Here is an 11,074-nt window from a genome sequence, read left to right on the forward strand (position 1 = left end):
CTTGTTTTGATTAGGATAGGGTAATGAGCGTAGCGCACGATCCACGAGTTTTGGAGTTTAAGACTCAGACAGAGCTGTTGGGACGTTTACAGTTACTGACCAATTTTGGCTCTAACTTGGTAACGGTAGGTGGCGAGAAAGGCGCGGGCAAAACCTGGCTTGTTCACTACTACCTAGAGGCTTGGGCGCAAGATAAGAATCAAGCGCTTTTGATGTGTTACCCCAATCAAGACGATAGTCAGCGTCGTTCAACCATACTGAATCAGCTGATCTCAGAACCTTCATATAGCCCGACCGACTCTTTAGTGGAATCTTTTACGCGCAATATGCAAGGTGAACATTGTGATATCGTTATTGCGATAGATGATGCTCACCTGCTGAGCGAATCATTTGTTACTGAACTTTGGATGCTGGTCATTGAAGCGCAAGCGAACCCTAGTTGGACCATCAATGTTCTTTTATTTGCCCAGGCTAATGCGCTAGATGCGTTGCTTACTCGCCTTGGCTATGGTCAAGACCAAAAGCCAATAGATCTAGAAATTGAATCGTTCACTCAAGATGAAGCCGATCTGTTTTTTGAGCAATTAGTGATCCGCTTTGTTGATGATGATATGGAAAAGCGTGTGCGAAATGCCTACCGCAACGTTGAGCTTCGACCCGGTGAAATCATGGCACTAGGAGAACAAAAAGTGGAAAAAAGAATTATTATTCGCTCAATAGTTGGATCCCCAATCAATATTGCTCTGTTGAGCCTAACCTTATTGGTTTTGATTGGTGGTGGCTATTGGTGGTTGATGTTACAGCCGTCCGCTGAAGAGCAAGCACAACAGGTGTCAGAGTCCATGGAGCAAACAGTGATACCAACATTAGCGGATCAAGCACAACAGAAGGTTGAAGAAGCAGTAGAGTCTGAGTTAGAAGATCCCATGTTAGATCAAGGTAGCGTTGAGATGGACGATATTGCATTACCTCCTGAGGTGGCAGAGGTTAATTCTCATGTTGGCAACCAAGAGGAAGAGCATCAAAGGGTGATTATATCCTCAGATGTTGTGGATGCATTGATGGAAAGCCCCTCTCAATCGGACAGTCAAGATGAGACAATGTTGCGTGATCAAAAGATTGAAACAGGGCCACAAACGTCAGAGCAGACAGTGACTCCTGACCAACCAAACATTAGTTTTTCTTTTACAAAAGAAGAGCTGAATAGCTTTTCGCCCAGAAGTTATACTTTACAATTGGCGGCGGTGCGCTCATTGCAAGAAGTTCAAGTTTTTTTGGATAAACATAGTCTTTCTAATCAGGTGTTTATTTATCCGACCAATAGAAATAATAATGAATGGTATATCATTACCTATCAGAATTACCCAACGATTCAAGTCGCACGAGATGCTGTAAGAAGTTTGCCGGCAGATGTACAGAACTTAGACCCTTGGGCTAAATCTCTCGGCCAAGTTCAGCGTGAAATACGCAACACGCTGAATCGTTAGAACATCAACTTATCAACGAAATTTGCCTGAGATTAATTGCGGAATGTGGTACATTGCGCAGCTTCAAGTTTTGGCTGGATGAATAGAGTAATCAATGAAAAAACAGCGTGCCTTCCTTAAATGGGCAGGTGGAAAATACGGACTTGTCGGGGATATCAAGCGTCATTTGCCAGAGTCTAAAAAGCTGGTAGAGCCGTTCGTAGGTGCTGGCTCTGTTTTCCTAAATACAGATTATGAAAATTACCTATTGGCCGACATAAATCCCGACCTCATCAATTTATACAATTTACTTAAAGAGCAGCCAGAATTGTATATATCGGAAGCAAAGCGCTGGTTTACTGATGAGAACAATAAAAAAGAATTTTACCTAGACGTGCGTCGGCAGTTCAATTCAACTGATGATGTTATGTATCGTTCTTTGGCTTTCCTGTACATGAATCGATTTGGGTTTAATGGATTGTGTCGCTATAACAAAAAAGGCGGGTTTAACGTACCTTTTGGCTCTTACAAGCGTCCCTATTTCCCCGAAGCTGAGTTGGAGTTTTTCGCTGAGAAAGCCAAACGTGCGACTTTTTTATGTGAGGGGTACACCCAAACTTTTAAAAAGGCTCGTAAGGGTAATGTGATTTACTGTGACCCGCCCTATGCACCGCTTTCGACGACAGCAAACTTTACCTCTTATGCTGGCAACGGATTTAGTCTTGATGACCAAGCGGCTTTAGCCGACGTGGCTGAAAAGACGGCTTTGGACAAAAATATATCTGTTTTGATTTCTAACCACGATACGACACTGACTCGACGCTTGTACCATGGTGCACAATTGAATGTTGTCAAAGTGAAACGAACAATTAGCCGAAATGGCGCTGGACGCACAAAAGTTGATGAGTTACTTGCCTTGTTTAGTCCAGATCAAGAATTGAGCTAACATCCTTGTTTCATCTCTATCATCTATTAAAGAGCTTAGGTAAACTAGCGATTATTATTTATTCTGTATGTCATTTACCTATAGGTTAGAGGTTGGGTATGAAAGATTTCCTTATTGCACCATCAATTCTATCTGCTGATATGGCTCGTTTGGGTGAGGATGTTGAAAAAGTTCTCTCTGCGGGTGCAGATGTCATTCATTTTGATGTAATGGATAACCATTATGTACCGAACCTGACCTTTGGTGCCCCTATCTGTAAAGCTTTGCGTGATTATGGCATAACAGCACCGATAGATGTTCATTTGATGGCCAAACCTGTTGATCGGCTTATCCCTGATTTTGCTAAGGCTGGAGCTTCAATGATTACGTTTCACATTGAAGCCTCTGAGCATGTTGATCGTACCTTACAGTTAATTAAAGAGTGCGGGTGTAAGGCTGGTGTTGTTTTGAATCCAGCAACTCCTTTGTCGAGCCTAGAATATATTATGGATAGGTTGGATCTGATTTTATTGATGTCGGTTAACCCAGGTTTTGGAGGTCAGTCGTTTATTCCGAGCACCTTGGATAAATTACGCTCAGTGCGTCGACTTATTGAACAATCAGGTCGTAATATTCGTTTGGAAGTCGATGGCGGTGTCAAGATTGACAACATCAAAGAAATTGCAGAAGCTGGCGCTGACATGTTTGTTGCTGGCTCAGCAATTTTTGATCAGCCCGATTACAAGCAAGTGATTGATCAGATGAGAACACAATTGTCAGAGGTAAAATAGGTAACATGCAGCTAAATTACGAACTTATTGCCTTTGATTTGGACGGTACATTGCTTGATAGTGTACCAGATTTAACCCTTGCCGCTCAGAAAACATTAGCAGCACTGGGGTTTCCATCAGTGGCGGAAGAGCAAGTTCGCGACTATGTAGGTAATGGTGCAGATATTTTAATTGCACGAGCTCTCAGTCAGAATATCGAGATTGACCCGAGCATAACAGAGAGCACAAAAAAAGAAGCTCGAAAGCTCTTTGATCATTATTACGCCAAGGGTGGTCACGCTCTAAGTCATTTATATCCTGGTGTGAGAGAGACGCTTTATAAATTACACGAGATGGGCCTCAAACTTGCTTTGGTGACCAATAAACCATCAGAATTTGTTCCTGAGATATTAAAACAACATCAAATTGAACATTTTTTTATTGATTGCCTAGGTGGAGATGCTTTTGCTGAGAAAAAGCCGAACCCGGTTGGATTACATTGGTTAATGACTCAGCACAATATCACACCACAGAAAATGTTAATGGTTGGGGATTCTAAGAATGACATACTGGCGGCAAAAAATGCTGGCTGTTTGTCGTTTGGACTGACTTATGGCTACAACCATGGTGAACCAATATCGTTATCTAACCCTGATTTTGTCGCTGATAATATTAGCGAGCTGATTGGCGTGGTTGCTGCTTGTACCAAGCTTGAACAACACCTCTTTTAAAACAGGTTCTAATCAGTACACTAAGTGAATCACACGACTAAGTGTGGTGTTCAGTTTTATCTAAAGAAGCCAAAGGAAAAATTTCATGAGCAAACCCATTGTATTAAGTGGTGTCCAACCATCAGGTGAACTAAGTATCGGTAACTACTTGGGTGCTCTTCGTCAGTGGCAACAGATGCAAGATGATTACGATTGCCAATATTGCGTTGTGGATTTGCATGCCATCACTGTGCGTCAGGATCCGAAGCTTTTGCATGAAGCCACTCTAGATGCTTTGGCTATTTGTCTTGCTGTGGGGGTTGACCCACAGAAGAGCACTTTGTTTATCCAGTCTCATGTACCTGAGCACGCGCAGCTTGGTTGGTTACTTAATTGTTACACCCAAATGGGCGAACTAAGCCGCATGACCCAGTTCAAGGATAAATCCGCTCGCTATGCCAATGATGTTAATGCAGGGTTATTTGGTTATCCAGTTTTGATGGCAGCCGATATTTTACTCTATGGTGCTCATCAAGTGCCAGTAGGAAATGATCAGAAGCAACACCTTGAATTAGCTAGAGATATCGCGACAAGATTTAATAACATCTACTCACCTGAGAATCCAATCTTCACTGTTCCTGAGCCATACATCCCTACGGTAAATGCTCGAGTCATGAGTTTGCAAGATGCTACTAAGAAAATGTCGAAATCGGATGATAATCGAAAAAATGTCATTACATTATTGGAAGAACCCAAATCGATTATCAAAAAAATCAATAAGGCACAGACAGATACCGACACACCACCTCGAATTGCCCATGATTGGGATAATAAAGCTGGAATTTCTAATTTAATGGGGCTCTATTCCGCAGCAACCGGAATGAGCTTCGCTGAAATAGAGAGACAGTATCAAGGAGTTGAGATGTATGGTCCGTTCAAGAAAGACGTTGGAGAAGCCCTGGTAACCATGCTTGAACCGATACAGTCTGAATATCAGCGTATTCGCCAAGATAGAAGTTATATGAATGAAGTAATGAAACAGGGTGCGGAAAAAGCGTCTGCAAGAGCAGAGCAAACGCTACAGGCGGTCTATAAAGCAGTGGGTTTTGTTACTCGCGCATAACTGATGCCCAAGTCCGCTGAATGTTTGAGAGGGGCTTCAGGTTGCCCCCTGAAAGCCCATCTGACGCCATGCTTCAAACGCGATGATGGCGACTGCATTGGATAAGTTTAGGCTTCTTGCATCGGGCATCATTGGAATTCTAAGACGTTGTTCTGCAGGTAAACTGTCAATGATGTCCTCTGGTAACCCCCTGGTTTCTGGCCCAAACAAAAGCACATCCCCTTGTTGAAATTGGGCATCGACGTGATGACCAGACGCCTTGGTTGTGCATGCAAACAGACGAAACCCTTGCCGGTTTTCGTTGAGGTATTGTAAAAAGGCTGGGTAATCTTTGTGCCGGGTAACTCTAGCCAAATCGTGGTAATCAAGACCGGCCCTGCGAACTTTTTTTTCCTCTAAATCGAAACCAAGAGGCTCAATTAGGTGCAAATTTGCACCACAGTTTGCGCAGAGCCTAATAATATTACCTGTGTTAGGGGCAATCTCTGGTTCGTATAAGGCGATATCAAACATATGAATGGTACCATGAAGAGTTAAAATCTGGAGGAGAGTATAAGGCGACTAGGAAAAGCCGCCAAGAGTTATTGATGTTAATGAATTGAATTACACGCTCATTGCGGCTTCATAGTTGGCGTTAACGGCATCCCAATCCACAACATTCCACCAAGCATCGATGTATTCTGGACGGCGGTTTTGATAGCTGATGTAATACGCGTGCTCCCAAACGTCCAAGGCAAGAATAGGTTCGCCTTTGTCTTGAGCTACATCCATCAGAGGATTGTCTTGATTACTGGTAGATGTGATGACCAACTTTTTATCTTTTACGATTAACCAAGCAAAACCTGAACCGAAAGTATTAATGGCTGCTTGAGCAAATTGTTGTTTAAACTCATCGAAGCTGCCGAAGGTGGAAAGCAGTTCTTGCTTTAGTTTACCTTGTGGTTCTCCACCGCCATTTGGGCTCATACAATTCCAGTAAACGATATGGTTGTAGTAGCCACCACCGTTATTACGGATAGCAGGAGCGTGCTTAGAGATATTGGCAAAGATGTCTTTTAAAGATAAAGATGCAAGCTCAGTTCCTTCTACTGCACTGATAAACTTATCAAAGTAGGTGCGGTGGTGCTTACTGTAGTGCACTTCCATTGTTTTTGCGTCAATATAAGGTTCGAGTGAATCGTAAGCATAAGGTAGTTCTGGAAAGGTGTGAGACATAGTGAATCCTCCGTAATTTAGTGGTGACACTTTAATTGATAATAGATCTCATTATCAACTGAAAATTTGTAAGGTTATTATTTTTGAGTGTCTGGAAATATAATAGTCACTTTTAATCCACCAAGCATACTATGCTCAGCTTCATACGCCCGCTGTGCTGCAATAGTAATCTGCGAACATTTAATGTAGTGCTCATCCTTTCAAATCGCTCTTTATAATGATAGAAACTGAGGGAATGATACGTGTACAGAATACGAAGAGGTTTTTCAAAGTTTCAGTTCTAAGAATGTTGTTGAAAGGCTCAAATTTCGATACTGTATCTACCCGACAACCTTCTTAAAAATCCTAGATATTAAAATGCAGCAAGAATACGCACGTCTCGTAACGCTCGCGGCTTTGACTGCGACGATAGTCGCAAGCTTTTTATTAGTCGTTAAGGTCGCAGCTTGGTGGGTAACAGGCTCTGTTAGTTTACTTGGCGCATTAATTGATTCAATGCTCGACATTGCCGCTTCATTGGTTAATTTATTGATAATCCGGTATTCGCTGCAGCCAGCAGATAAGGAGCATACATTTGGTCACGGTAAGGCGGAATCTCTTGCGGCATTAGCCCAAGCCATGTTCATTTCTGGCTCTGCCATTTTTCTTATTTTAAATGGTATTGAGCGCTTTTTTAAGCCACAAGCACTCAATGCTCCAGAATACGGTATCTCGGTAAGTCTGTTTAGTTTTATTGTTACTCTCGGTTTAGTCATTTTTCAAAAACGTGTGGTGGCAAAAACCGGAAGTCAGGCGATTGCAGCGGATTCTCTCCATTACCAGTCAGACCTTTATATGAATGTGGTCATTACCGTTGCGCTCGGTTTAAGTTGGTTTGGTCTGACCCAAGCCGATTCGGTATTCGCTATCCTCATTGGCGTTTATATCCTTTACAGTGCGTTTAAAATGTTGCAAGAGGCAACACAGACCTTGCTTGACCGTAATCTACCTGATGAAGAGCTCGAAGCGATTAAGTTGTGTTGCATGAATGTGGAGGGTGTGTTGGGTGTCCATCATTTAAGAACACGAATTTCTGGGCCAACTCGCTTTATCCAACTTCATTTGGAGTTAGAGGACAAGATCCCTCTTATTGATGCGCATTCTATTTCTGATGATGTTGAGGCATGTTTATTAAGGCTATTTCCGCAGGCTGATATATTGATTCACCAAGATCCGAGCTCGGTGGTGAATAATGAACAACTCATATCGTGACAAAGTGTCATTCCTTGTCTATTTTTCGTTTCATAGTGCTTTGTGAAAACGGATACGCCAACGTATTGGCTTAGATGTAAAAGTATTACATAAGTAAAAAAGTTACATTAATAAGTGCAAATAAAAGTAGTATTCCTTGATTCTAACGGTAACATAAAGGGTATTGGCGAGTTCTGTGGCTTTACTTCTGAAAGTAGCCAACATAAAAATGAAATAAGATTTCTAAATATTGAGGCTGAGCATGATTAAAAAGATCGGTGTCCTGACGAGTGGTGGTGATGCGCCGGGAATGAACGCAGCTGTACGCGGTGTCGTTCGCACGGCTTTATCTGAAGGTCTGGAAGTTTATGGTATTTTTGATGGTTATCTGGGCCTTTACGAAAACAGGATTGAAAAGTTAGAGCGCTCTAGTGTTTCAGATGTGATTAACAAAGGTGGTACATTTCTTGGTTCTGCTCGATTCCCTGAATTCAAACAAGTAGAAGTTCGACAAAAAGCCATTGATAACCTCAAACAACACGGAATCGATGCCTTAGTTGTTGTTGGTGGAGATGGATCTTATATGGGGGCAATGAAATTGACGGAAATGGGTTATCCATGTATTGGATTACCTGGCACGATCGATAATGACATTGCAGGTACCGATTATACAATAGGTTATCTCACTGCGCTCAATACCGTGATAGATGCGATAGACAGACTGCGAGACACCTCTTCATCTCACCAACGCATATCAATTGTTGAGATTATGGGTCGTCATTGTGGTGATTTGACATTGATGTCAGCAATCGCAGGAGGGTGTGAATATATCATTACGCCAGAAACTGGTTTAGATAAACAAAAGCTGATCAATAACATTCAAGACGGTATTGCTAAAGGAAAAAAACACGCCATTATTGCACTTACTGAGCTTATGATGGATGCCAATGAGCTGGCAAGAGAGATCGAAGCCGCAACAGGCAGAGAGACTCGCGCGACGGTTCTTGGGCATATCCAACGTGGTGGACGCCCAACTGCATTTGATCGAGTACTAGCGTCTCGTATGGGTAATTATTCTGTTCACTTGCTCATCGAGGGGTACGGCGGTCGGTGTGTCGGTGTGCAAAAAGAGCAGTTAGTTCATCATGATATATCCGATGTGTTGGAAAAAATGACACGTCCCGTTAGAGAGGACCTTTATAAGGTTGCCGAGGAATTATTCTAAGTCTCTTTCAAGCCAGAGCCAGTTTTTAACTGGCTCTGACGCTAAACTGTCTCATTCTAGATGTAAGTCCAATGGTGTTTTACTTTTTCTCCCTCCAACCTCTCGAGTCAGTTTGGGTACCAAGTATCCAGAAACTCTCTCTATCAGTTCGGCCATAATCTCTCTCGCTCTTTGATCTGAAATAAAGAAATGCGTGGCACCTTGTACTTTGTCGAGAACATGCATGTAATAGGGCATTACTCCTGCATCAAAAAGTGTCTGGCTAAGCTGGACTTGAGCATCAGCATTATCATTTACACCTTTGAGCATGACTCCTTGATTGAGCAAGGTCACATTGGCGGCTTTGAGCTTTTGAAGAGCTTGTTTAAGTTCAATATTTATCTCGTTCGCATGATTAACATGCGTAACTAGTATGGTGGTAAGTCGGTTATTTTCTATTAATTCAATCAATTCTGATGTTATACGTGCTGGAATAACGACAGGCAAACGTGAGTGAATGCGAAGTCGTTTGACGTGCGAAATCTTGGCTATTTCTGAAAACAGCCACCTTAGCTCATCATCTTTCGCCATTAAAGGATCCCCACCTGATAATATGACTTCGTCAATTTCTTTGTGTAGGGAAATGTAGCGTAAGCTTTGCTGCCATACTGACTTTGTCCCTTTGTTTTCACTGTAAGGGAAATGACGCCGAAAACAATAACGGCAATTGATCGCACAGCCACCTTTGACGATCATTAATACTCTATTGTGGTATTTATGCAGTAATCCCGGTATTTCGTTGCTTTGCTCTTCTAACGGGTCTGAAGAATATTCAGGATGGATGTTAAATTCATCAATAAGAGGGAGGACTTGACGTAGCAGGGGATCGTTTGGGTTACCTTTCTCCATTCTATCGATAAAACTCTGTGGAACTCTTTGTGCAAACAGCTTACGAGCACGAAAGCCGGCACTCCATGGCTGCGGATCAATTTGCAGTTGTTTAAGTAAGGTTTCAGGGTCTGAGATCCCATTCGCCAGTTGATTGATCCAGTTTTGCTCAACAGAAGCGAGTTTTCGGGTTATGATATGTTGCATAAACTTTAGCTCTAGATATGTACGAGGATAAAATGGCTACTGTAAGCACCAATGAATTCAAAGGCGGCCTAAAACTGATGTTGGATAACGAGCCTTGCGTTATCTTGGAAAATGAATATGTGAAACCTGGCAAAGGCCAAGCATTTAACCGTGTTAAAATTCGCAAACTCCTGTCTGGTAAAGTACTAGAAAAAACGTTCAAATCTGGTGACACTTGTGAAGTTGCCGATGTTATGGATATTGACTTAGATTATCTATATAGCGACGGTGAATTCTACCACTTTATGAACAATGAAACTTTTGAGCAGATAGCGGCAGATATTAAAGCTGTTGGTGATAATGCAAAATGGTTGGTTGAGAATAACACATGTATGCTGACTCTTTGGAATGGAAATCCTATTGTGGTAACACCACCGAATTTTGTTGAACTAGAAGTTGTAGATACTGACCCTGGTTTGAAAGGTGATACACAAGGCACAGGCGGCAAGCCAGCCACGCTTTCTACTGGCGCAGTTGTTCGTGTTCCGCTGTTTATTTCTATCGGTGAAGTCATTAAGGTAGATACACGCTCTGCTGAATATGTTGGACGTGTAAAGTAAAGTTCTGATGAGAGTATACAAAGGCCACACTTAGTGGTCTTTTTATTAGTAATTTGCTGTAAATGAAAGATCTATGCTTTGAGTATGGAGCAGAGTTCAAATATTATTCAGTTAATGTATTTTGCTCATTGCATTGACTTAATGACCTTATATACTCGGTAAAGAGTTTGAACCATCAGGAAGAACCACTATGGAATACAACACCTCCGCTTTGTGTGACATTTATTCAGAACAGGTAGACGTTGTCGAGCCGATGTTCAGTAATTTTGGTGGCCGTGCCTCTTTTTCAGGTCAGATTACCACGGTTAAATGTTTTGAAGATAATGGTTTGATTCGTGAAACTTTGGAGCAAGATGGTATTGGCCGGGTGCTTTTAATTGATGGTGGAGGTTCATTACGTCGTGCTTTAGTCGATGCTGAGGTGGCGGCTTTGGCAGAGGAAAATGAATGGGAAGGTATCGTGGTTTACGGTTGTGTACGTGAAGTGGATGAACTTGAAGAGATGAATATCGGTATTCAGGCTATTGCATCAATTCCTGCCGGTTCACCTACTACTGGAACTGGTGATACCGATGTTCCTGTTAATTTCGGTGGTGTTACTTTTTTGCCAGAGGATTATCTATACGCAGATAATACCGGCGTTATTCTTTCACAAGAACCACTTGATGTTAGCCTAGATATCGAAGAAGACGACGATAGCTGATGGCTTAATCTTCCGAGCTTAGATGGGTTCTTCT

The 11,074-nt window shown here is 42.1% G+C and carries 12 protein-coding genes; 9 read left to right on the plus strand and 3 right to left on the minus strand.

Going from position 1 to position 11,074, the window contains the following annotated elements; all coding sequences use genetic code 11:
* Positions 1-23 precede the first annotated feature (23 nt).
* From RH40_RS07785 to trpS, 5 genes are all read left to right on the plus strand, one after another.
* Entirely contained in the window at positions 24-1,487 is a 1,464-nt protein-coding gene (locus RH40_RS07785; protein ID WP_009600894.1) for an AAA family ATPase, read from the plus strand.
* A gap of 94 nt (positions 1,488-1,581) precedes the next feature.
* Positions 1,582-2,412: a Dam family site-specific DNA-(adenine-N6)-methyltransferase gene (locus RH40_RS07790; protein WP_009600895.1), complete on the plus strand. Its 831-nt coding sequence runs from the start codon at positions 1,582-1,584 to the stop codon at positions 2,410-2,412.
* Positions 2,413-2,510: 98 nt separating this feature from the next.
* Positions 2,511-3,182, plus strand: a complete 672-nt coding sequence (gene rpe, locus RH40_RS07795; protein ID WP_009600896.1) for a ribulose-phosphate 3-epimerase — start codon at positions 2,511-2,513, stop codon at positions 3,180-3,182.
* Between the two features lie 5 nt (positions 3,183-3,187).
* Positions 3,188-3,892 (plus strand): phosphoglycolate phosphatase, encoded by a 705-nt coding sequence (locus RH40_RS07800; protein ID WP_009600897.1) that lies wholly within the window; start codon positions 3,188-3,190, stop codon positions 3,890-3,892.
* Positions 3,893-3,977: 85 nt separating this feature from the next.
* Positions 3,978-4,994 (plus strand): tryptophan--tRNA ligase, encoded by a 1,017-nt coding sequence (trpS, locus tag RH40_RS07805; protein ID WP_009600898.1) that lies wholly within the window; start codon positions 3,978-3,980, stop codon positions 4,992-4,994.
* A gap of 36 nt (positions 4,995-5,030) precedes the next feature.
* Here the strand turns inward: trpS and trmL are convergent, their stop codons facing one another.
* Both trmL and RH40_RS07815 read right to left on the minus strand, forming a co-directional pair.
* Positions 5,031-5,507 carry a tRNA (uridine(34)/cytosine(34)/5-carboxymethylaminomethyluridine(34)-2'-O)-methyltransferase TrmL gene (trmL, locus tag RH40_RS07810; protein WP_009600899.1) on the minus strand — a complete coding sequence of 159 codons (477 nt, stop codon included), beginning with the start codon at positions 5,505-5,507 and terminating at the stop codon, positions 5,031-5,033.
* A 90-nt stretch (positions 5,508-5,597) separates the two neighbouring features.
* Positions 5,598-6,209: a superoxide dismutase gene (locus tag RH40_RS07815; protein ID WP_009600900.1), complete on the minus strand. Its 612-nt coding sequence runs from the start codon at positions 6,207-6,209 to the stop codon at positions 5,598-5,600.
* A 357-nt stretch (positions 6,210-6,566) separates the two neighbouring features.
* Here RH40_RS07815 and fieF point away from each other — a divergent pair, with 357 nt between their 5' ends.
* Positions 6,567-7,460: a CDF family cation-efflux transporter FieF gene (fieF, locus tag RH40_RS07820; RefSeq protein ID WP_009600901.1), complete on the plus strand. Its 894-nt coding sequence runs from the start codon at positions 6,567-6,569 to the stop codon at positions 7,458-7,460.
* A gap of 241 nt (positions 7,461-7,701) precedes the next feature.
* Entirely contained in the window at positions 7,702-8,664 is a 963-nt protein-coding gene (gene pfkA / locus RH40_RS07825; protein ID WP_009600902.1) for a 6-phosphofructokinase, read from the plus strand.
* Between the two features lie 51 nt (positions 8,665-8,715).
* Here pfkA and epmB read toward each other — a convergent pair whose 3' ends face one another.
* Positions 8,716-9,738, minus strand: coding sequence for an EF-P beta-lysylation protein EpmB (gene epmB, locus RH40_RS07830; protein WP_009600903.1), 1,023 nt, complete (start codon positions 9,736-9,738; stop codon positions 8,716-8,718).
* Between the two features lie 32 nt (positions 9,739-9,770).
* Between epmB and efp the strand changes: the two genes are divergently transcribed.
* Together efp and rraA are read left to right on the plus strand one after the other, a co-directional pair.
* Positions 9,771-10,337 carry an elongation factor P gene (gene efp / locus RH40_RS07835; protein WP_009600904.1) on the plus strand — a complete coding sequence of 189 codons (567 nt, stop codon included), beginning with the start codon at positions 9,771-9,773 and terminating at the stop codon, positions 10,335-10,337.
* Between the two features lie 190 nt (positions 10,338-10,527).
* Complete coding sequence (gene rraA / locus RH40_RS07840; RefSeq protein ID WP_009600905.1) at positions 10,528-11,040, plus strand: ribonuclease E activity regulator RraA; 513 nt, start codon at positions 10,528-10,530, stop codon at positions 11,038-11,040.
* The last annotated feature ends 34 nt before the right edge of the window (positions 11,041-11,074 follow it).

This window comes from Vibrio caribbeanicus ATCC BAA-2122, from assembly GCF_000165125.1.
GTDB lineage: Bacteria > Pseudomonadota > Gammaproteobacteria > Enterobacterales > Vibrionaceae > Vibrio > Vibrio caribbeanicus.

What these genes read in the sequence shown, in the direction of transcription:
- trpS (WP_009600898.1), top strand. Translation starts at nt 3,978, where the DNA reads ATGAGCAAACCCATTGTATTAAGTGGTGTCCAACCATCAGGTGAACTA.
- RH40_RS07815 (WP_009600900.1), bottom strand. Translation starts at nt 6,209, where the DNA reads ATGTCTCACACCTTTCCAGAACTACCTTATGCTTACGATTCACTCGAA.
- efp (WP_009600904.1), top strand. Translation starts at nt 9,771, where the DNA reads ATGGCTACTGTAAGCACCAATGAATTCAAAGGCGGCCTAAAACTGATG.
- epmB (WP_009600903.1), bottom strand. Translation starts at nt 9,738, where the DNA reads ATGCAACATATCATAACCCGAAAACTCGCTTCTGTTGAGCAAAACTGG.
- fieF (WP_009600901.1), top strand. Translation starts at nt 6,567, where the DNA reads ATGCAGCAAGAATACGCACGTCTCGTAACGCTCGCGGCTTTGACTGCG.
- pfkA (WP_009600902.1), top strand. Translation starts at nt 7,702, where the DNA reads ATGATTAAAAAGATCGGTGTCCTGACGAGTGGTGGTGATGCGCCGGGA.
- rraA (WP_009600905.1), top strand. Translation starts at nt 10,528, where the DNA reads ATGGAATACAACACCTCCGCTTTGTGTGACATTTATTCAGAACAGGTA.
- rpe (WP_009600896.1), top strand. Translation starts at nt 2,511, where the DNA reads ATGAAAGATTTCCTTATTGCACCATCAATTCTATCTGCTGATATGGCT.
- RH40_RS07800 (WP_009600897.1), top strand. Translation starts at nt 3,188, where the DNA reads ATGCAGCTAAATTACGAACTTATTGCCTTTGATTTGGACGGTACATTG.
- RH40_RS07790 (WP_009600895.1), top strand. Translation starts at nt 1,582, where the DNA reads ATGAAAAAACAGCGTGCCTTCCTTAAATGGGCAGGTGGAAAATACGGA.
- RH40_RS07785 (WP_009600894.1), top strand. Translation starts at nt 24, where the DNA reads ATGAGCGTAGCGCACGATCCACGAGTTTTGGAGTTTAAGACTCAGACA.
- trmL (WP_009600899.1), bottom strand. Translation starts at nt 5,507, where the DNA reads ATGTTTGATATCGCCTTATACGAACCAGAGATTGCCCCTAACACAGGT.